Consider the following 20,196-nt stretch of genomic DNA (forward strand, 5'->3'; position numbering starts at 1 on the left):
GTGCAGACATAGGGCATGCCAAAATCTATAATTAGAACACAATTTCGATATCTGGGAGGTTGGCCATGGGCGACGGAAGCTCCATCGAATGGACAGAGGCGACCTGGAACCCAACTACCGGGTGTGATCGCGTGTCGCCCGGATGCGACAACTGTTACGCCTTGGCACTCTCCAAGCGCCTCAAGGCGATGGGCGCCGACAAGTACCAGACAGACGGGAACCCGGTAACTTCAGGTCTGGGCTTCGGACTTGCCTTACATCCTGACTCGCTGTCGCTCCCATACCGATGGAAGACCCCTCGCACCGTCTTTGTGAACTCCATGAGTGACCTGTTCCATGCCCGCGTACCCCTGGAGTTCGTACAGCGCGTTTTCGACGTTATGGCCGACACTCCGCAGCACACCTACCAAGTCCTCACCAAGCGCGGTCGCCGACTTCGTCGACTCGCGAGCAGCTTGGACTGGCCCGACAACGTGTGGATGGGGGTGTCAGTAGAGAGCGAAGATCAGCTCTCGCGTGTGGATGACCTGCGCCAAGTTCCAGCCGGAGTCCGGTTCTTGTCCTGCGAGCCGCTGCTCGGTCCTCTTCCGAACCTTGATCTAGACGGCATCGGTTGGGTAATCGTGGGCGGTGAGTCGGGCCCCCGTCACCGACCGCTGGATGAGTCGTGGGTGGTCGAGATCCGTGACAACTGTGAATCCTCACGCGTGCCGTTCTTCTTTAAACAGTGGGGTGGTCGCACACCTAAGGCCGGCGGACGGGAGTTGCAGGGGCGTCTATGGGACAGCGTGCCCTCAGGGCTGACCACGGTCTCTTGAAGGATTGACCAATCAGCGCTCTGTCGCGACCCACTGACCTCGTGTGACCATCTTGCGCATATACCGGCGTCAGGGCGGTGCGGAGGGGGACGGTCATGGCGGTCAGCACATCAGGTGGATTACTCGATCGAAATCACAGCCAGTCGATCTTCAAACACGCGATCCTGCGTCGGTACATCACCGCGTATGCGGCGATGGTCGGTTCGAGTTCTGCTGGCCACCGCGTCGCTATTGTGGACGGCTTCGCCGGCCGTGGGCGCTACCCGGACGGGACGCCAGCGTCAGGTGAGCTGATCCTCCAAGCTGCCGCAAAGGCGAGCCGAGCGATCGTCGAAGTCACTCTGGTAGAGAAAACCCGAGCCGACTACGACAAGCTGGCTCAAGTCGTGGGCGAGTATCAGGCCCAGGACGTTCGGGCACAGGCCCACCAAGGTCTGGTTCACAGCCACTTGGACAGCATCGTTGAGGCGGCTACCGGAATCCCGCTCTTCCTCTTTCTGGACCCATGTGGCGCCGGCCTTCCGTTCTCAGACCTGGCGCGTGTTCTTGTCGGGGAGAGGCGCCCGAAGCGGCCAAGTACGGAAGTGCTACTCAACTTCAGTGCAGACTTCACCCGCCGCGCGGCGGGCGCGCTGGCCGCCGGGCACGACTCGCACGAGAGCCTCCCTGCGCTGGACCGCGTATGCGGGGGCGACTGGTGGCGGGAAGTGGCCCTGCAGGCTCGCGGGCCCAACACCACCTTCGAGGCATCCGCCGAGGCCGTCGCGCGCGCCTACACAGACCGCTTGGCACGCAGAACCGGAATGCGCGGCGTCACTGTGCCTGTGAAGCGACGTGTTGGCCACCAGCCTGTGTACCACCTGGTCTTCCTGACCCGGAGCCCGTTCGGCATATGGGTCTTCGCTGACGCGATAGCGCGCGCTCGCCGTGAGTGGTTGGAAGCTCTGGGCCCCGAGGAGGATGACGCTCTCTTCAGCTACGACGGTGTGATGGCAGACGTGCTCGCGCAGGAGCAAGAGAAGGCGCGAGACCGCGTCAGGAAGAACCTCCGGAACGTGGTAGCCCGCCGGAACCGGGTCAAACTCGTGGATGAGGTCTGGTCCGTCTTCGAAGGCGTATACGGCTTGGCGAACGACACCACGGTCCGTGCCGCACTTAGTCTGGCGGCCAAGGACGGGGCCGTTTCGATCATCGAACAGGGCAACAAGATTCGCGATACCGTCATAGGTCGAGGGCATCAATGACGCTGCTGGCAAGGCCCTTGAGCGCAGGCCCGCGGATGGCCCGCATGTCCTGATCAGAGGCGCGGCACAGACGAGAAGACTGAGACAGCCCTTGCCTGGAAGGGGTGCCGCCAACTCGGCTGCACCACAAGGGCCGGACAGTGCCCGCTCGGTGCGCATGGTTCCCACCGACAGGACGGGGCGACGCCCTCGCGACCGAGGCGCCGGACGTGCCCCGGTCATCGGCAGAAGTCGCTAACAGGCATCGCACAACGCGCTGTTTACTGTCGGGAGGCTTCGGATCGCTGGTAGGGGAGCGGCAGGTGGGCAAAGCGTCCGCAGGAAAGAAGGCGGCCAGAACGGGTGGGACGCGAGACCACACCGTTCCCCAGATGTACTTGCGGCACTTCGCCGAACATCAAGCACGGCGACGGTACGAACTGCGAGTGCGGCGCCTCGACGAGCCGGACAGGGCCTTCCCGGCCGCGCCGACCGCGATCGGCGCCGAGCGCGGCTTCTACTGGGGCACAACCATCGAGGGCGTCCCCCACCATGCCTGCGAGGAACTCTTCACCTCCCTGGAGGGCAACGCCGAGACGGTCCTCAAGGTGATCCTCGACGACAAAGACTGGGCGCTGACCCCGCATTGGCCGCTCGCCCCGGAGCAACGCGGTGCCCTTGCCTGGTGGATGGCCGCGCAGATCCTGCGCACCACGCGCCAGCGCAAGCGCCTCTCCCACACGCAGCCGCCGCCCAAGGAGTCCCCCGAACTTCCCGACGACATCGCCCGGATCGCCACGAACAACCCGCACCTGCGCTACATCGTCGAGAACATCGCCGCCCTGGCGCTCGTGCTCCAGAACCGCCCGTGGGGCCTGGGCTTCAGCGACATGTGCCTGCTCACCAGCGACGTTCCGGTAGTCGTATGGAACCGCCCAGACGCGGACGACCAGATCCTCGCTGTGGCCCAGAGCGACATCATGTTGCCCCTGGACCCGCACCGGCTGCTGTTCCTGCCCAGCCCGGCCCAGCAACTGACCGACCCGCGCAAGCGCACAGACCACTTCCTGCACATCGAGGGCGCCGTCGGCCTGGCCCTAGTCGAAGTCGCCTACGACGTGGCGGACCAGTTCGTCGTCCACCATCCCCGCCACGACCCGTGGCTGCACTGGAAGCCGAACAGCCCCCGCCAGCCAAGACGCTGGGCCGGAGAAGAGCACTCGGCTCCACAGTACGCGATCGAGTACCCGGTGTTCCCGACAGACCGCAACATCGCACGCCGCTGGACCATCGAGCATCCGCCACCCAGGACTGCCGCGTCCTGACCGTGCCCAAGAGCGCCGAGTGCTGCGGCCACATCATCACCAAGGACCGCGTCCCCGTCGCGCCCCAGCACCCGGGTGAGACCGACGGCGCGCCACCGCCCGTCTGCCATCACAGTGCGGGGGAGCAGAGACCACACCCGCTGCGCAACCGACCCGTTGGGTAGCCTCAGCCCTGGGCTGACGCGGACTCTGGGATCTCTGCGCGCCACGTAGGCGGGTTTGCTTCAGCATGGATGGACAGAGGTCGTGGTACCCCAGGATGCAAGGGATACCGCATCCCTCGGTAGCGCTTGATTCGCGAATGCATTGACCTGTGGTCTCGTGCTGACACGTCAGCACGAGACCCGGACCGAGGCGGACCGAGCGGGATCAAGCAAACAGGTGTGTTTGTGCGGGTTCTCCGGCGAAACCGCAGGTCGGAAAGGTAACAATTTCGGGTTCGACTCCCCTAGGTTCATTGGGTGGTCGGGTGGCGGGGGCCGCACCCCCGCCACCCGCGCTTTCACGAGTCGGCTTATGTGGCTTTTCGGTTTTTCCCGCTCCGCTTTCTTTGGTTCAGTTCAAGGAAATGGGAGAGAGTGATGGCCGTATGGCGGCAGCGTTCACCATAATCCCCTCCGTGTGAGGAATGGGGGTGGGTGGATCAGGCGACGTCAAGAAACCTCTTTGGCTCCACCGGGCGCATTTCGTGAGCGCGGTGTGCATGCAAGCGGACGGAGGCATTGCGCTGCTCATCGAGCCAGGCGTACACGTCTCGCATCGGATAGCGGACGGCGCCGCCGTCGAGCTTGATGTAAGCCGGGCCCTTGCCGTCATTCCGCCAGTTGCGCAGCGTCTTGTCCGACACTGCGAGCAGCTCGGCTAGCTGCGGAGGTGCCAGCAACTGCCAAATTGTCGCGTGTTCGGTCACAGGCGTGGAGTCGCCCATTCCAAGAGCCTCCAGAGGTGTCTTTATATCCATTTGAAAGAGATCGTTTGAGTGACTTCCTTCGAAAACAACATAGTGGGTTGTGTCGGTGTACGCGTGGCAGAATCTTCGGGTGGGGAAGCCTGATAACCCCAGGACGGTAGAGGTGTAGCCGCTTTCCGTCCCTCTCGATCCCAGATACGTCCTGCTGCATCCCTACTTGCCGGTAGTTGATGTGGCTGACGTCACACGAAACTAATGTCGGTCTAGCCCGCTAGGGAGTGTCGAGTACGTGCCAGGACATATAGAAGACCGCTGGATCAGCAAACGAACCAAGGAGAAGACCAAGCTCTACGGCAAGGGGAAGCGTTACAAGGTCGCTGGCATCCCCGGTGTCCGTGCCCGCAGCTTCACCAAGCTCACCGACGCCAAGCAGTGGCTCGCCCATGCTCAAACCGACGTGACGCGGCAGGAGTTCGTCGACCCACGTGAAGGAACGATCCTGCTGCGCTCGTATGTGGAGGAACAGTGGTGGCCGCACCAGCGGTACGCCGCCACCACCCGAGATGCGGCGCGCCGACGCATATGGGGACACGTTCTCCCGACCCTCGGGCCGCTGCCCCTGAACGCCATCACTGCGCCAGCCCTCCGGGAATGGGTTGCTCAGATGGAAGAGACTCTGTCGCCGGGGACGATCCGCACCACCTGGGGGCATCTCTCCACGATCCTCCAGGCCGCCGTCGAAGACGGCAGGTTGGTGAAGCATCCGATGAAGGGGAGCCGCACTGCCCGGCCACCGGCCAAGCCTGCTCAGAAGGCGCGAGCGTGGTCGCGCGAGCAGGCGATGCTGGTACGCGCTGGACTCCCGGAGCAATACCGCCTCGCAGTCGACCTGGGGGTGGGGCTCGGCCTGCGCCAGGGCGAGGTATTCGGACTGTCCCCGGAGGACCTCGACGCGGAGCGCGGGGTCGTACATGTCCGGCGGCAGGTCTGCATGATTGACGGCCACCTCTTCTTTGCGCTCCCCAAGGGTGGCAAGACGCGAGAAGTTGATGCCGCACCTGGCGTCCTGGCCAGCATCAAACAGCACGGGAAGCGCTGGCAGCCGGTCGCGGTGAAACTCCCGTGGGAGAGCCCCCATGAACCTCAGAGCGAACGGCAGCGCGTCGACTGGGCTCCGCGTGCCTACCCACTTTTCCTGGCTACTCGGCAGGGGCGCGCATGCAACCGCGACACATGGAACAGACGTCTCTGGAAGCCCGCGCTCGCCTCCGCGGGACTGATCGGCAGAATGGACTCCGATTCCGGCGGGGCCAAGTGGGAGCCGTCGCGCGAGCTCGGCTTCCATGCCCTGCGCCACACCTATGCAAGCGTCCAGCTCGAAGCCGGCGAGTCGATCGTCTCCCTCGCCCGCTGGCTTGGGCACGCCGACCCTGGCTTTACTCTGCGTACATACACGCACTTCATGCCCGACGCCGGCACGCGAGGTCGCGCCGCCATGGATGCTTGGTTCAGCGGGGAGGCGAACTCCCTGGAAACCCCCTAACGGTCATGCGGGGGTGTGAAGGGCGGGAGACATGCAGGTCATGGTGGGTATGGAGCGGAACGCATGCGGTTGACGGTCTTCTGGCAGCGGATGGCGGATCACTTCGGTCCGGGATACGCCGACACCTTCGCGCGCGACCATGTGATGGCGGAGCTCGGCGGGCGTACGGTGCACGAGGCCCTGGAAGCCGGCTGGGCGGCGAAGGACGTGTGGCGTGTGGTCTGTTCCGTCATGAACGTTCCGGGGGAGAAGCGCTGACCGGCAACGAAGATCGCAGGACGGGGGCCGATTGTCGGTGGCGTGGGCGAGACTTGCTCTGTGGCACGCACTGACGAGACCGGGCAGCTGCCCCGGCACGGGTCCCCGTTCGGCACGACGCCGCCCGATCCGCCTCCGGGCGAGGGCGACGCCGGGTCGAACGCCCGCATGCCGCGCTGGCTGCCGCGCGCCATGGTGCTCGCGCTGGCGCTCGTCGGCGTGTTCCAGCTGGGCAGCTGGGCCTTTCACCAGCTCACCGGGCTGCTGATCAATATCCTCATCGCGTTCTTCCTGGCGCTCGCCATCGAGCCCGCAGTGAGCTGGATGGCCTCGCGCGGGATGCGCCGGGGACTGGCCACCGCCATCGTCTTCCTCGCTGTGATCGTCGTCTCCGCCGGGTTCGTGACCCTGCTGGGGTCGATGCTCGCGGGCCAGATCGTCAAGATCGTCGAGGATTTCCCGAACTACCTCGACTCCGTCATCAACTGGATCAACGCGCACTTCCAAACCGATCTGCGCCGCGTCGACGTCCAGGAGGGCCTGCTCAGGTCGGACTGGCTGCGCAACTACGTGCAGAACAGCGCCAGCGGTGTCCTGGACGTGTCCGCCCAGGTCCTCGGCGGTCTCTTCCAGCTGCTGACGATAACGCTGTTCTCGTTCTACTTCGCCGCGGACGGCCCCCGACTGCGCCGCGCGCTGTGCTCCGTACTGCCGCCCGCCAGGCAGGCCGAGGTGCTGCGTGCCTGGGAGATCGCCGTCAACAAGACCGGTGGCTATCTGTACTCGCGCGGCCTGATGGCACTGATCTCCGGCATAGCCCACTACATCCTGCTGGCGAGCCTGGACGTGCCCTACGCGCCCGTGCTCGCCGTGTGGGTCGGCCTGGTGTCGCAGTTCATCCCCACCATCGGCACGTATCTCGCGGGCGCCCTGCCGATGCTGATCGCGTTCACGGTCGATCCCTGGTACGCGCTGTGGGTGCTGATCTTCGTCGTGATCTACCAGCAGTTCGAGAACTATGTGTTGCAGCCCAAGCTGACCGCCAAGACCGTCGACATCCACCCGGCGGTCGCCTTCGGTTCGGTCATCGCGGGCACGGCCCTCCTGGGCGCGGTCGGCGCACTGGTCGCCATCCCGGCGGTCGCCACGCTGCAGGCGTTCCTGGGGGCGTATGTGAAGCGCTACGCCGTCACGGACGACCCCCGTGTCCATGGGCACCGAGCGCGGGGAACGGGGCGCCGCTTGTTCGCACGCGCGCGTGCGGTGTGGATACGGCGGCCGGGGCAGAAGCCTCCGGCGGAGCCGGGGGGTTCCGGGGACGGTCCCGGTGACGGGCAGGGCTCCGGTGCGAACGGGGGTTCCGGGCAGGGTTCCGGCTGAGCGGGCCTGCGCTTGCGCCATGATCGGCGCATGACAGAGGTCGTGCTGATGTCAGGTCCCGGGATCGTGGCGATCCCGGGTGTCGACTGCGGCGAGAAGCTGGTCGATGTCCGCCCGTGGGAGGCCTTCGCCGTCGATGCCACGGCAGCTCATCGCTGACCGGCGTGCTCGGGCATCGCATGTGCCGAGGTGCCGTGTGGTGCGCTTGACACGAAAATCGAACATCCATTCTTATGAGGGTGCCGGTCAAGCGCTCGGCGGGCATTTCGCCACGGTTTGGAGGGAGAAGTGCCCGAGTTATCCACAGGCCGGACGGGCGTCGGGGCGCATTGTCAGTGGCAGGCGTTAGCGTCTTTGACGTGAAGCGATCGACTCAAGCAAATCGGGTGGAACCCATGGCAGGTACCGACCGCGAGAAGGCCCTGGATGCCGCGCTCGCACAGATTGAACGGCAGTTCGGCAAGGGTGCGGTCATGCGCCTGGGCGAGCGGCCGAACGAGCCCATCGAGGTCATCCCCACCGGGTCGACCGCGCTCGACGTCGCCCTCGGCGTCGGTGGCCTGCCGCGAGGCCGGGTGGTGGAGGTGTACGGACCGGAGTCCTCCGGTAAGACCACGCTGACCCTGCACGCAGTGGCCAACGCGCAGAAGGCCGGGGGTCAGGTTGCCTTCGTGGACGCGGAGCACGCCCTCGACCCCGAGTACGCGAAGAAGCTCGGTGTCGACATCGACAACCTGATCCTCTCTCAGCCCGACAACGGCGAGCAGGCCCTGGAAATCGTGGACATGCTGGTCCGCTCCGGCGCCCTCGACCTCATCGTCATTGACTCCGTCGCCGCGCTCGTCCCGCGCGCGGAGATCGAGGGCGAGATGGGCGACAGCCACGTCGGTCTACAGGCCCGACTGATGAGCCAGGCCCTGCGGAAGATCACCAGCGCCCTCAACCAGTCGAAGACCACCGCGATCTTCATCAACCAGCTCCGCGAGAAGATCGGCGTGATGTTCGGCTCCCCGGAGACCACGACCGGTGGCCGGGCGCTGAAGTTCTACGCCTCGGTGCGTATCGACATCCGCCGCATCGAGACCCTGAAGGACGGCACGGACGCGGTCGGCAACCGCACCCGCTGCAAGGTCGTCAAGAACAAGGTCGCGCCGCCCTTCAAGCAGGCCGAGTTCGACATCCTCTACGGCCAGGGCATCAGCCGCGAGGGCGGCCTGATCGACATGGGCGTGGAGCACGGCTTCGTGCGCAAGGCCGGCGCCTGGTACACGTACGAGGGCGACCAGCTCGGCCAGGGCAAGGAGAACGCGCGCAACTTCCTCAAGGACAACCCCGACCTGGCCAACGAGATCGAGAAGAAGATCAAGGAGAAGCTGGGCGTCGGCGTACGGCCGGAGAAGCCCGCCGCCGAACCGGGCGCGGACGCCGCGGCCTCCGCCACCCCGGACGACGCCGCGAAGTCCGTGCCCGCACCTGCGGCGGCCAAGGCCACCAAGACCAAGGCCGCGACCGCCAAGAGCTGATCCGTACTGTGTCCGATTCAAAAACGCGGCGAACGGACTGGGCCGAGTACGCCGCCTATCCTGACGCTCCGCCGGAGCGAGGGAGCGGCGGCGACGGGGGCTCCCCCGGCGTGGGCAGCTATGCCCACGAGGGGGACGCGCCCCATGACGCGGACGGGGGGATCGACAGCGAGGCATGGCCGGAGAGCGGCTCGGCGTACGGCAACGGTGACTCCCGTGGTGGCTCGCGGCGCGGTCGCGGCAGGGCCGGCGGGGCTCGGAGCCTGGACGGCTCCGGTGGCTCACGCGGGCGTCGTCGGCGCGGCCGTACGGAGCCGTCCGATGAGGACGGAGGCGCCTCTTCCTCGTCGAGGGCCGAGGAGAGGACGCCCCCAGCGGACCCGGTGGAGCAGGCACGGGCGATCTGCCTGCGCCTGCTCACCGGGACCCCGCGCACGCGGAAGCAACTCGCGGACGCCCTGCGCAAGCGGGAGATCCCGGACGACGCCGCCGAGGAGGTCCTGTCGAGGTTCGAGGAGGTCGGCCTCATCAACGACAGCGCCTTCGCCGACGCCTGGGTGGAATCCCGGCACCACGGCCGAGGGCTGGCCCGGCGCGCGCTCGCCCAGGAGCTACGCACCAAGGGCGTCGACTCCACACTGATCGATGCGGCCGTCGGCCAGCTGGACTCGGAGCAGGAGGAGGCGACCGCACGCGAACTCGTCGCCCGCAAACTGCGCTCCACCCGCGGCCTCGACCGCGACAAACGCCTGCGCCGCCTCGCGGGCATGCTCGCCCGCAAGGGCTACTCGGAGGGCATGGCCCTGAGGGTGGTCCGACGGGCGTTGGAGGAAGAGGGCGAGGACGCGGAGTTCCTCGGGGACGAGGGGTTCTGATGCCGGCGGGGCTGGGGCCTGGAGCCGGTGGGGCCTAGCTCGTTGGTGCCCTGGTGCCCTGGTGCCCTGGTGCCCTGGTGCCCTGGCGCCGGCCTCTGGGGGCCCGCGGTGCCGGACATCCCCTGGGCACAGGTGCGCCGCCGACCCAAGGGATCGCAGGGGTCCGGCCCCGGACACGGTTGACGCGCGGGGGCGCCCATCGCGTCCGGGGCCGGGATCGAGCAGTTGGCCCCCGGCACAGCCTGCCCGGGAACTGCGCCCCATCCCTGGGACGACACCCTCTGGGACGACACCCCCGGGCCGGTGCCCCGGCCAGCCGCTAGACCTCCGCCCCCGCCCCCGTCCCGCCCTCGGACGTAACCGGCAACCCCTCCGCCCGCCAAGCCTGGAACCCGCCGACCAGATCCGTAGCCCGGTGCAGTCCCAGCCTCCGCAGTGACTCGACCGCCAGGCTCGACGCATACCCCTCGTTGCAGATCACCACGACCCGCTGGTCGTGACTCGTCGCCTCGGGGGCGCGATGGCTGCCCTGCGGGTCGAGTCGCCACTCCAGTTCGTTGCGCTCGACGACAAGGGCACCGGGGATCAGTCCGTCCCGATCGCGCAGGGCCGCGTACCGGATGTCGACCAACAGAGCCTCGCCGCCCTGCGCGGCCTCGTACGCCTCCCGCGGCGCTATCCGCTCGTAGCCGGCGCGCACCCGGTCCAGCAACTCGTCGATGCCGACCGGTCGTTTCTCCGCACCGCTGATGCTCATGCTCACCACGCCCCCGTCAACAGACTGATGGTTCACGCCGTTGACCTTCAACTCCCGCCCACCGAGCGGCCGTTCGCCCGCTCCGCGCACCACGGATTCGCTGCCCGCCCCGCTCACTGCCAGTCCTCCGGACGCTCCACCTGCTCCAGGCGCAGGATCGGCCCGCTCCGGCTGAAGCGGCGGATCTGCGGCAGAGGCGGGTAGTAGGCGTGAACGGAGATCGCGTGTTGGTCGGCGGCTGCGTTGAGGACCTCGTGCACATGGTGTCGACCGAAGGAGCGGCCCTTGCCGGCCGGCAGACGGCGGGACCGGTCCACGTCCTCCGTCAGTTCCAGCGTCTTCCAGCCGTCCGCGGGGAGCCGTACGGCGAGCGAGTTCTCCTTGAGCTCGCCGGCCGCCGTCACGAAGGCCCCGACCGATTCGGCGTGGTCGTGCCAGCCGGTGCCGGTCCCGGGCGGCCAGCCGATCAGCCAGGCCTCACTGCCGCCGGGGCCTTCGAGCCGTACCCAGGTACGGCCCTCGGGATCGAGAGGAAGTGAGGCGATCAACTCGGCGTCGGCCGCCGTACGCCGTACGAAGTCGAGAAGGTCCGCCTGCGTCGGAGCGGAGTTCGGAACCGGGTTGGCAGCCGGATTCGGCGTGGCTACCGACTCGGACGCGGCAACGGCGGCAGGAGAGACAGACACGGGCACCGTCCTGAAGAGAGTTCGCGAAGAGCCCGCGACGGCACCGGTGAAGGCGCGGCGCGCGCGGGAAGAAGAAGGATGGATGCGAGTTCAGCAGGACGGGCGACACACGCAGCCCGCATAGCGGACGAGGTCCATATGGACCCTCCGCCACAGGCGCACACAGGTGTCGGTCACGATCCGGAGTACACCACGCCGGTGCGGACGGGTCAACTCACTGTCACTATGCGGACCGCACAGTGACAGTGAGTGCTGCTTTCAGGTGAGTTCCGGTCCAGAGATGAGCACCGTGCGGCGGATGCGGACCGGTACACACGGGTTCGTCACGACGGCCTCAGCGCGACCCGGCCGCCGCGCCCGCCTCCTCCGCCGCCTTGACCGGTCCGCCCAGCGCCGCCTCGGCCGCCGCGTACAGATCGGCGGGCCGTACGCCGCTCAGCGCTGTCACCAGGTGACCGTCGGGCCGCACCAGCAGGACGGAGTGCGCGGCCGCCCCCGGGTAGCTCTCCGCGACCAGCAACTCGGCCGGATACGGCAGTGCCGTCACCGCGGCCGCGAGCCGGGGCATGATCCCGGCCGTCGCCCAGTGCTTGCGCTCCCACACGCCCGTGCCCGGCGCGATCAGCAGGACCAGGAGCGCGCCGCGCCCGAGGCGGTCCCGCAACCGCACGAACGAGCCGTCCTCCGCCGTGACCCGCACGTCCACGACCGGCGTGCCGGGCGGCGTGTCCACGGGGACCTCGCCTTCCAGCTGCCGGGGCGCGAGCGGCGAGTCGGCGTACGACCCCGGCGCACCGACGGCACCCTGGCCCAGATGGCCGTCCATCAGCAGCGCGTCATGGCCCCGGGCGGAGCCGGAAACGACGGCGCGCAGCCCTCCGCCGCCGCGCAGCAGCGGCAGCGCCTGGTCGGCGGCGCGCAGCCGGGCGGCGACGACCGCGCGTCGCTCGGCCTGGTAGCTGTCGAGCAGCGCCTCGTGCGGCCCGTGATGCCAGGCCGACGCCAGCTTCCAGGCGAGGTTGTCGGCGTCCCGCAGTCCCTCGTCCAGCCCGTGTGTGCCGAGCGTGCCGAGGCAGTGCGCCGCGTCCCCGGCGATGAAGACGCGGCCCACGCGCCACCGGCGCGCCAGGCGGTGGTGGACCGTGTGAACTCCGGTGTCGAGAAGTTCGTACGGCGGTGTCTGCCCGTCGGACCAGCCGGCGAGCGTCTCGCGGATGTGTGTCACCAGCAACTCGGGTGTGACCAGGTCCTTGCCCGGCGGCAGCAGCCAGTCCAGGCGCCACACCCCCTCCGGGAGCGGCCGTCCGGTCACCTCCCCGCCCGAGGGTCCTGACGTCCGCCACGGCGGCATCCGATGAAGCAACGCCTGGCCCTTCCACGGAAGTTCCACGCGCAGCGCGGCCACGGCGTGTCGCTCCACCGCCGTACGGCCCGGGAAGCGGATGTCCATGAGTTTGCGCACGGTCGAGCGGGGGCCGTCGCAGCCGACCACGTAACTGCCGCGCCACCAGGTGCCCTTGGGGCCGCGCGTGTGGACGGTGACGCCCGAGGGCTCCTGCTCGACGGCGTCCAGGCGGCTGTCCACTGCGACCTTGACGAGCGGTTCGTCGGCGAGGGCCGCGCGCAGGGCGCCGGTCAGGACGTGCTGGGCGATGTGCAGGGGGGCGGGGTTCGTGAGGCTTTCGGGCTCTTCCGCGGCGCCGTCGAATGTGACCTCGCGCATCACCTGCTTGCGCCGCATCGACCGCCATCCGGCCCAGTGGGCCCCGACCTCGCCGAGCGGCACACCGGTCAGGCGCTCGATGAGAGCGGTCGTGTCCTCGCGCAGGACGACGGTGCGTGCCAGACGGGGTTCGTCTTTGCCGGGGCCCTCGTCGAGGACGACGCACGGCACTTCCTGACGGGCCAGCGCCAGGGCGAGCGTGAGCCCGACGGGCCCCGCTCCGACGATGATCACCGGGTCCATGGCGCAGCGCCCCCTGCCCGCAGCGGTGTCCCCAGGAACGCAAGTGAACAGAAAGTTGGAGCAGGGTGCACGATCACAGAACGTATGCAACCCATTGCCGGTGCTTGCGTCAAGTGACGGAGGGGGCGACGATCAAGCTGTTCACCCTGCCTTCCTGACGGAGGCCGTATAGCGCGGATGCCTTCCGTTGGCACTTTTCGGTGATGGAGCGACTACCCCTGGTGACCACTGGCCTTCGGGAGAGCGCAATTCTGCACCGCCGAGTCCCTTCCCCCTGTTGCCGGAAAATGGTCCGAATGGCGTCCGCAGGTCTATGCCGGGGCAGGGTCAGCTCTCGGATACAACTGCATGGTCGTGGGTCACCGCTGGTTACGGCTACGAGTGACCGTGGTTATTGGTGTCCGGCCGTGAGCGTATTGGGCCCGCGAACGCGGATGTAGCCATCAGTGAGCTGGACATGCTAAGCGGGTGACCGGTGCTGTGGACGAGCCGGCCGCGTAGGTCTTACTGCGGTTGCAGGGTGAAGCCGTTGCTCCTGAACTGAGTTCCCCCGCGCCAGCCACGCAACCTGAGCAGCGCGAACTCGGTTGGCGACGCCCAACTTGGAGCGTATTGCCCTTACGTGATCCTTGACTGTCTCGGGGCTGATGAAGAGATGCGAAGCGATTTCACGGTTGGATATCCCGCGGCTGAGAAGTTGTAGAACTTCGTGCTCCCTGCTGCTCAAACTGTGAACTCTCTCCATGGCGGCTTGTTGTGATGGCGACGGCGCGGCTGCCAAGTATTCTTCGATCATTGATTCGGAAATTTCGGGCGCTAAGGCCCGGCAGCCGTTCGAGATCGCCGGAATCGTCCATGAAATGTGCTGAGCAAATGTTTCCCGCAGGAGAATCCCGGCTGCGCCCATCGCGAGCATTCGGCGGATTTCGAAATCCTGCATCCCGTCGGTGATGATCAGTACTGGGATTTCCGGAGCTGATTTTCTTGCGCAGCGCAGGGTATTGACGGAGTCAAGCTGGTGAGCCTGGCTGATGATGACGATCTGAGGCTTTATTTTTGTGACGGAAATCGGAAATGGCTGAGATTTGAGAACTGCATTGAGGTCCATCAGAAGCGAAGGATCATCACATCGCAATTCGATTCGCACATCGCACCCCGTTGAATTTTGCAATTTGCGAAATTTGTCGCGCGATCGCTGGTCGGGCGATCAATTATCCATTTTTCCTTCCAGGGGGCCATGGTGTCAAGATCAACGGCTCTTTGATATGGAGTATTTGCGGGGTGTTTTGGAGACATCTGGTCGAAACGGAGTCCAGTATGTCGCGAATGGTAGGGGTGATCATTTTTGGGTGACTGTCGGGGATTTCCGACCTCTGGCGGAGGTTGTGCGCCCGGGCTGTGAGCCGTCCAGGGATGGGGTGGTGCGCATTCCCCCTAGTGGGGGATATGAGGGAATGGACTGCTCTGCTGTAATGGCTGCCCGGTTCGGCATCGACGATGAATCGCCTGTGTGTCTGACCGTGGAAAAGGGACTCAGGAGAGTGATGGGGGATGAATTTGCTAGCCTCGGAAAGCCGACCGCTGCGCTCCTTGGGGCGGCGCACTTCAATCGTAATGGCCGGCGCCGTGCTTGCTTCGTCGGCCTTGCTGACTTCCGCACCCCCTGCGGCTGCTGCTGGTTGCACCTCGCCGAAGCTCAAGGTTTGGTACGACTCGGATCAGTTTGGGACGTACCTGAAGGTGTGGTTTGAGACCAACTCGGGCTGCACGGCGAGAGTGCTTAATCTGCGAGGTCAGGTCTTTTGCGGGGATCCCGTCAAGAAGGTCTACGACAAAAACGCCAAGGGGCGAGCGCCCATTGAAACGGAAATGAAAACTCTGCCAGGCAAGGACAAGTGCAAGAAGTTCGTCGCCAAGGGTGTGGTCAATTATTACGTCGGTGAAGACTTCGACGACATGTGGACATGGAAGTGGGGTGACTACCCGGCATGACCAGACGACGTTCGGTCGCTGCTTCGTGTGACGCAGTCCCCACCATGACCAAGGAGCTTCAGATGCCCCGAGTGCACGGCAAGTCGCGTACGAGACTGGCTGTCCTCGGCACTTCCCTGGCCGTCATGACCAGCGCTTTCGCGGTGGCGCCCGCTGCGGCCGACGATGCAGATGCCATTTACCTCGGCACGCGCAAGGGGACGGTCAACCTCGGCCTACCGACGAAGTGGGAATACTCGGACAAGCAGTACCGCAGCCTGATGATGAGGAACACACGGAACCACTACTTCCGTGTGACCTACAAGGGGTGCCAGGAATGGCGGGTGCGTATCGCCGTGGCTCATCCCAATGGTGGATACACCGAGGATGAGGACACCGTGTCGGGGTGCAACAAGACCGCTGTGGTGAGCAACATCGGCAAGCTGAACGCCAACGTCACCCTCGCCATCACTCTTTCCGTGAGCGGAGACACTCAGAGTGTCTCGGTCAAGCCCATCAATTGACCGGGTGACGCGGAACCCCGGCGGCAAGAGCGGAGGGCAGTGGCGATCGTGCCACTGCCCTCCACCCTGTCTCCTACCGTTTGGCTATTTATCGGCACCGGCTCCGAAGGAGCCGCCCACCGCAGCTGGGTTGAGCTCCTCCATGTCCTCGGCACTCAGTACCGCGCCCGTGCTCTTCTTGCTGCGCCTGAGCCTGCGCTCCAGCCAGCTCGCAAAGCTCGTCAGAGCGAAGTTGATCACGATGAAGATCACGGCCACGACAGTGAAGCTGGCGATGATGTTGGCGCCGTAGTACGAGCTCATCGGGCTCACGGCGGCGATCAGGTCGGGGAACGTGAGGACGGCGCCGCCGAGGGCGGTGTCCTTCACGATCACGACAAGCTGACTGACGATCGCCGGCAGCATCGCGGTGACGGCCTGAGGGAGCAGGACCGACGTCATGGTCTGGGTCTTGCGCAGACCGATCGCATGCGCGGCCTCCGTCTGGCCCTTGGGAAGGGCGAGGATGCCGGCGCGGACGATTTCCGCGAGCACCGCGGCGTTGTAGAGCACCAGGCCCGTGACAACTGCGTACAGCGGGCGGTCGTCGGAGCTGACGTTCGTGTACTCGGAGTAGAGGGCCACACCGAAGATCATCAGGATCAGCACCGGGATGGCACGAAAGAACTCCACGATCATGCCGACCGGAACCCGGATCCAGGCATGGTCCGAGAGACGCGCAATGCCAAGGACGGCACCGAGCGGTAGGGCGAAGACCATCGAGAGAGCCGCCGCGATCACGGTGTTCTTCAGGCCGGGCAGGAGGTACGTCGTCCATGCCTCGCTGCCGGAGAAGAGCGGCTTCCACTTCTCCCAGTCCAACTGGCCCTTGTCGTCGAGGCTCTTGTACACCCACCACACGATCGCGGCCAGGGCGACCAGAAACAGAGCCGTGAAGATGAGGTTGCGCTGCCTGGCCCGCGGGCCCTGAGCGTCGTACAGGACCGAACTCATCGCTTCACCGCCACCTTCTTGCCCACCCAGCCCAGGATCAAGCCAGTCGGCAGCGTCAGGCACACGAAGCCGAACGCGAAGATCGCGGAGATCAGCAGGAGTTGTGCCTCGTTCTCAATCATGTCCTTCATCAAGAAGGCAGCTTCGGCCACGCCGATTGCGGCAGCGACCGTGGTGTTCTTCGTGAGTGCGATCAGTACGTTGGTGAGCGGACCGACAACCGAACGGAACGCTTGCGGCAGCACGATCAGCGTGAGGACCTGGGTGAAGCTCAGCCCGATGGCGCGGGCCGCCTCCGCCTGGCCGACTGGAACGGTGTTGATGCCGGAGCGGATCGCCTCGCAGACGAACGCCGAGGTGTAGGCGATCAGACCGAGTACGGCGAGCCGGAAGTTGATGGACTCGAAGTTATTCGCTCCCAGGCTGATGCTGAGAGTCTGGTTGAGGCCCAGCGAGGTGAACAGGATGATCACCGTCAATGGGATGTTCCGCACCACGTTGACGTAGGCGGTGCCGAAGCCCCGCATCAGAGGTACCGGGCCGACGCGCATCGCGGCCAGCAGGGTTCCCCACACCAGGGAGCCCACGGCGGAGAGCAGGGTGAGCTGCACCGTCACCCAGAAGGCTCCCAGCAGGTCATAACCTTCAAGAAAGTCGAACACGATCTCCCGCGCTTCCGCGTGTGGATTGGGCCCGGTGCGCCGCCCCGGCGGGCGGCGCACCCGTCAGGCGCTGCTTCAGCTCTTGATGTCGCCGATCTTCGGCGCGGGCTCGTTCTTGTAGTTCGCGGGACCGAAGTTCGCCTTCACAGCCGCATCCCAGGACTTATCGGCGACCATGTCCTCCAGGGCCTTGTTGATCTTGTCTTGAAGGTCGCTGCCCTTCTTGACGCCGATGCCGTAGTTCTCGTTGGTCATCTTGAAGCCGCCAAGCTTGAACTTGCCCTTGAAGTTCTCCTGGGAGGCGTAGCCGGCCAGGATGGAGTCATCCGTGGTCAGCGCGTCGATGGCCTTGTTCTGCAGACCACTCAGGCAGGCTGAGTACGTCGGGTACGTCTGCAGGTCGGCGTCGGGTGCCAGCTTGTCCTTGACGTTCTGCGCCGAGGTCGAGCCTGCCACCGAACAGAGCTTCTTGTTGTTGAGGTCCGACGGTGACTTGATTGAGGTGTCGTCGGCGCGGACAAGGACGTCCTGGTGAGCCAGCAGGTACGGGCCGGCGAAGTCGACCTTCTCCTGGCGCTCGGGGGTGATCGAGTAGGAAGCGGCGATGAAGTCGACGTCACCGCGCTGCAGCATGGTCTCGCGGTCGGCGCTCTTCGCTTCCTTCCACTCGATCTGGTCCTCGGAGTAGCCGAGCTTCTTGGCGATGTACGTGGCGACGTCGACATCGAAGCCTGCGTAGCCCTGGGGCGTCTTCTGCCCGACGCCCGGCTGGTCGAACTTGATGCCGACGGTGATCTTCTTGTTGCCGCCACCGGAACCCGACCCGCTGTCGCTGTCACCGTCCCCACCACAAGCGGTGGCGGTGATCGAGAGGACGAGCGCGGCGGCGGCCGCGGCGGAGACCTTGCGGAGCTTCATGGTGAACATCCTTTGCGTGAAGAAGAGATGCGTGCCGTCAGGAGGGGCGGCGGTTGACGCAGGTCGTTGGCTGCGAGGCGCAGTCCGTCAGTGGGGCGGGATCCGTCAGTGGTGCAGGATCTTGGACAGGAAGTCCTTCGCGCGGTCGCTCCGCGGGTTGCTGAAGAACTGGTCCGGTACGGCTTCCTCGACGATCTTCCCGTCAGCCATGAAGACCACCCGGTTGGCGGCCGAACGGGCGAAGCCCATCTCATGGGTGACGACGATCATGGTCATGCCATCGCGGGCGAGCTGCTGCATGACCTCCAGAACCTCGTTGATCATCTCGGGGTCGAGCGCCGACGTGGGCTCGTCGAAGAGCATGATCTTGGGGTCCATGGCCAACGCCCGGGCGATGGCCACACGCTGCTGCTGGCCGCCGGAGAGCTGCGCCGGGTACTTGTCCGCCTGGGTGGCCACACCCACGCGGTCGAGCAGAGCGCGCGCCTTCTCCTCGGCCTTCTTCTTGTCCGTCTTACGGACCTTGGTCTGGCCCAGCATCACGTTCTCGAGCACGGTCTTGTGCGCGAAGAGGTTGAAGGACTGGAAGACCATCCCGACGTCTGCGCGCAGCCGGGCCAGCTCCTTGCCTTCCTGGGGCAGCGGCTTGCCGTCGATGGCGATCGCGCCGGAGTCGATCGTCTCGAGGCGGTTGATGGCGCGGCACAGGGTGGACTTCCCGGACCCGGAGGGCCCGATGACCACGACGACCTCACCGCGCGCGATCGTCAGGTCGATGTCCTGCAGCACGTGCAACGCGCCGAAGTGCTTGTTGACGTTCTTCAGGACGACCAGGTCGCCGCTCGCGGCCACATTGTCCTTGGCCACCGATACTTCGGTCATCGCTCTCAGGCTCCGTCCTCCTCGGTTTCGGAGGACAGTAATAACCGTATCCGACCTGCGTCATTAGTTCTGAGGGGAATCTGAGCATCACGATCCGATAGCAATCGGACACATGTCGTAGCACTTGCGAGCTGGGCGCGTACCGGCTGGATAACGGAAGTCGCCCGAAACCGGAACCCTCTTGACGGCGTACTCGTCCATCAGCGTGACTTCCATGGTGCACGCGCGCGTGCGCCCACACTGTGTAACTGCCCGAATCGTACGGCCGGTGAACTGAAGGAGGCCGGGATGAGACTCCTCCTCGTCGAGGACGACAACCACGTCGCCGCCGCGCTGTCTGCGGTTTTGGCGCGACATGGTTTCGACGTCACGCACGCGCGCAGCGGCGAGGAGGCCCTCCAGGCGCTCGTCCCCGAGGGCAACGGCTTCGGTGTCGTCCTCCTCGACCTCGGCCTGCCCGACCAGGACGGATACGAGGTCTGCGGCAAGATCCGCAAGCGCACCAGCACCCCCGTGATCATGGTCACCGCGCGCTCCGACGTCCGCTCCCGCATCCACGGCCTCAACCTGGGAGCCGACGACTACGTGGTGAAGCCGTACGACACCGGAGAGCTGCTCGCGCGGATCCACGCGGTGAGCCGGCGCACCGCCCCGGAGGACACCGCAGCGGGCGGCGAAGGTGTGCTGCGCCTGGGCGCCGTTCATATCGAGCTGCCCACGCGACAGGTCAGCGTCGACGGTTCGGTGGTCCAGCTGACCCGCAAGGAGTTCGACCTCCTGGCCCTGCTCGCGCAGCGTCCCGGGGTCGTCTTCCGCAGGGAGCAGATCATCAGCGAGGTGTGGCGCACGAGCTGGGAGGGGACGGGGCGCACTCTTGAGGTGCATGTGGCGTCCCTGCGCGCCAAGCTGCGCATGCCGGCGCTGATCGAGACCGTACGCGGCGTCGGCTACCGGCTCGTCGCCCCGGCCTCGTAGCGGGCAC

22 protein-coding genes are annotated in these 20,196 nt (G+C 66.0%); 12 read left to right on the top strand and 10 right to left on the bottom strand.

The genetic code is table 11. The features are described from left to right. The first annotated feature begins 65 nt into the window (after nt 1–65). From ACZ7NC_RS00645 to ACZ7NC_RS00655, 3 genes are all read left to right on the top strand, one after another. On the top strand, nt 66–818 hold the full coding sequence (locus ACZ7NC_RS00645) for a DUF5131 family protein (RefSeq protein WP_471483650.1): 753 nt from the start codon (nt 66–68) through the stop codon (nt 816–818). Between the two features lie 95 nt (nt 819–913). Continuing rightward, nucleotides 914–2,062, top strand: coding sequence for a three-Cys-motif partner protein TcmP (gene tcmP / locus ACZ7NC_RS00650; RefSeq protein WP_471483651.1), 1,149 nt, complete (start codon nt 914–916; stop codon nt 2,060–2,062). Between the two features lie 302 nt (nt 2,063–2,364). Beyond that, a complete protein-coding gene (locus tag ACZ7NC_RS00655) occupies nt 2,365–3,366 on the top strand; it encodes a DUF4238 domain-containing protein (protein ID WP_471483653.1) in 1,002 nt (333 codons plus the stop codon). 643 nt (nt 3,367–4,009) lie between these two features. On the opposite strand, the gene ACZ7NC_RS00660 is transcribed toward ACZ7NC_RS00655, so the two are convergent. Beyond that, nucleotides 4,010–4,294 (bottom strand): helix-turn-helix transcriptional regulator, encoded by a 285-nt coding sequence (locus ACZ7NC_RS00660; RefSeq protein ID WP_390664256.1) that lies wholly within the window; start codon nt 4,292–4,294, stop codon nt 4,010–4,012. 271 nt (nt 4,295–4,565) lie between these two features. On the opposite strand from ACZ7NC_RS00660, the gene ACZ7NC_RS00665 reads away from it, so the two are divergent. The 6 genes from ACZ7NC_RS00665 (at nt 4,566) to recX (ending at nt 9,855) form a co-directional block, all read left to right on the top strand. Then, nucleotides 4,566–5,819 (top strand): site-specific integrase, encoded by a 1,254-nt coding sequence (locus tag ACZ7NC_RS00665; RefSeq protein ID WP_471483655.1) that lies wholly within the window; start codon nt 4,566–4,568, stop codon nt 5,817–5,819. 63 nt (nt 5,820–5,882) lie between these two features. Continuing rightward, nucleotides 5,883–6,077 (top strand): DUF3046 domain-containing protein, encoded by a 195-nt coding sequence (locus tag ACZ7NC_RS00670; RefSeq protein WP_471483657.1) that lies wholly within the window; start codon nt 5,883–5,885, stop codon nt 6,075–6,077. 60 nt (nt 6,078–6,137) lie between these two features. Further along, a complete protein-coding gene (locus ACZ7NC_RS00675) occupies nt 6,138–7,457 on the top strand; it encodes an AI-2E family transporter (protein WP_471483659.1) in 1,320 nt (439 codons plus the stop codon). 30 nt (nt 7,458–7,487) lie between these two features. Then, nucleotides 7,488–7,616 (top strand): hypothetical protein, encoded by a 129-nt coding sequence (locus tag ACZ7NC_RS00680; RefSeq protein WP_471483661.1) that lies wholly within the window; start codon nt 7,488–7,490, stop codon nt 7,614–7,616. Between the two features lie 236 nt (nt 7,617–7,852). Continuing rightward, nucleotides 7,853–8,980: a recombinase RecA gene (gene recA, locus ACZ7NC_RS00685; RefSeq protein WP_471483663.1), complete on the top strand. Its 1,128-nt coding sequence runs from the start codon at nt 7,853–7,855 to the stop codon at nt 8,978–8,980. 8 nt (nt 8,981–8,988) lie between these two features. Continuing rightward, nucleotides 8,989–9,855 (top strand): recombination regulator RecX, encoded by an 867-nt coding sequence (gene recX, locus ACZ7NC_RS00690; protein ID WP_471483664.1) that lies wholly within the window; start codon nt 8,989–8,991, stop codon nt 9,853–9,855. Nucleotides 9,856–10,174: 319 nt separating this feature from the next. On the opposite strand, the gene ACZ7NC_RS00695 is transcribed toward recX, so the two are convergent. The 5 genes from ACZ7NC_RS00695 to ACZ7NC_RS00715 form a co-directional block, all read right to left on the bottom strand. Beyond that, nucleotides 10,175–10,612: a rhodanese-like domain-containing protein gene (locus ACZ7NC_RS00695; RefSeq protein WP_471483972.1), complete on the bottom strand. Its 438-nt coding sequence runs from the start codon at nt 10,610–10,612 to the stop codon at nt 10,175–10,177. A gap of 113 nt (nt 10,613–10,725) precedes the next feature. Then, the gene (locus ACZ7NC_RS00700; protein ID WP_471483665.1) at nt 10,726–11,298 is read right to left on the bottom strand and encodes a cupin domain-containing protein; all 573 of its coding nucleotides are present in this window, start codon (nt 11,296–11,298) and stop codon (nt 10,726–10,728) included. 90 nt (nt 11,299–11,388) lie between these two features. After that, nucleotides 11,389–11,475: a putative leader peptide gene (locus ACZ7NC_RS00705; RefSeq protein ID WP_313960178.1), complete on the bottom strand. Its 87-nt coding sequence runs from the start codon at nt 11,473–11,475 to the stop codon at nt 11,389–11,391. A gap of 157 nt (nt 11,476–11,632) precedes the next feature. Beyond that, nucleotides 11,633–13,264, bottom strand: coding sequence for an FAD-dependent monooxygenase (locus tag ACZ7NC_RS00710; RefSeq protein ID WP_471483666.1), 1,632 nt, complete (start codon nt 13,262–13,264; stop codon nt 11,633–11,635). A gap of 460 nt (nt 13,265–13,724) precedes the next feature. After that, a complete protein-coding gene (locus tag ACZ7NC_RS00715; RefSeq protein ID WP_471483667.1) occupies nt 13,725–14,372 on the bottom strand; it encodes a response regulator transcription factor in 648 nt (215 codons plus the stop codon). A gap of 443 nt (nt 14,373–14,815) precedes the next feature. Between ACZ7NC_RS00715 and ACZ7NC_RS00720 the strand changes: the two genes are divergently transcribed. Together ACZ7NC_RS00720 and ACZ7NC_RS00725 are read left to right on the top strand one after the other, a co-directional pair. Beyond that, nucleotides 14,816–15,256, top strand: coding sequence for a hypothetical protein (locus ACZ7NC_RS00720; protein ID WP_471483669.1), 441 nt, complete (start codon nt 14,816–14,818; stop codon nt 15,254–15,256). 44 nt (nt 15,257–15,300) lie between these two features. Then, the gene (locus ACZ7NC_RS00725; protein ID WP_471483671.1) at nt 15,301–15,759 is read left to right on the top strand and encodes a hypothetical protein; all 459 of its coding nucleotides are present in this window, start codon (nt 15,301–15,303) and stop codon (nt 15,757–15,759) included. Between the two features lie 84 nt (nt 15,760–15,843). On the opposite strand, the gene ACZ7NC_RS00730 is transcribed toward ACZ7NC_RS00725, so the two are convergent. The 4 genes from ACZ7NC_RS00730 to ACZ7NC_RS00745 all read right to left on the bottom strand — a co-directional run bounded on the left by ACZ7NC_RS00730 (nt 15,844) and on the right by ACZ7NC_RS00745 (nt 19,214). Further along, on the bottom strand, nt 15,844–16,752 hold the full coding sequence (locus ACZ7NC_RS00730; RefSeq protein WP_471483673.1) for an amino acid ABC transporter permease: 909 nt from the start codon (nt 16,750–16,752) through the stop codon (nt 15,844–15,846). Then, complete coding sequence (locus ACZ7NC_RS00735; RefSeq protein ID WP_471483973.1) at nt 16,749–17,414, bottom strand: amino acid ABC transporter permease; 666 nt, start codon at nt 17,412–17,414, stop codon at nt 16,749–16,751. Before ACZ7NC_RS00735 ends, ACZ7NC_RS00730 begins: the two co-directional genes overlap by 4 nt. A 75-nt stretch (nt 17,415–17,489) precedes the next feature. Next, nucleotides 17,490–18,332 (bottom strand): glutamate ABC transporter substrate-binding protein, encoded by an 843-nt coding sequence (locus tag ACZ7NC_RS00740; RefSeq protein WP_471483674.1) that lies wholly within the window; start codon nt 18,330–18,332, stop codon nt 17,490–17,492. A gap of 105 nt (nt 18,333–18,437) precedes the next feature. Beyond that, nucleotides 18,438–19,214: an amino acid ABC transporter ATP-binding protein gene (locus ACZ7NC_RS00745; RefSeq protein ID WP_471483676.1), complete on the bottom strand. Its 777-nt coding sequence runs from the start codon at nt 19,212–19,214 to the stop codon at nt 18,438–18,440. Nucleotides 19,215–19,502: 288 nt separating this feature from the next. Between ACZ7NC_RS00745 and ACZ7NC_RS00750 the strand changes: the two genes are divergently transcribed. Then, nucleotides 19,503–20,189: a response regulator transcription factor gene (locus tag ACZ7NC_RS00750; RefSeq protein WP_471483678.1), complete on the top strand. Its 687-nt coding sequence runs from the start codon at nt 19,503–19,505 to the stop codon at nt 20,187–20,189. Nucleotides 20,190–20,196: the final 7 nt, after the last annotated feature.

It is taken from the genome of Streptomyces sp. NPDC111802 (genome assembly GCF_055634335.1).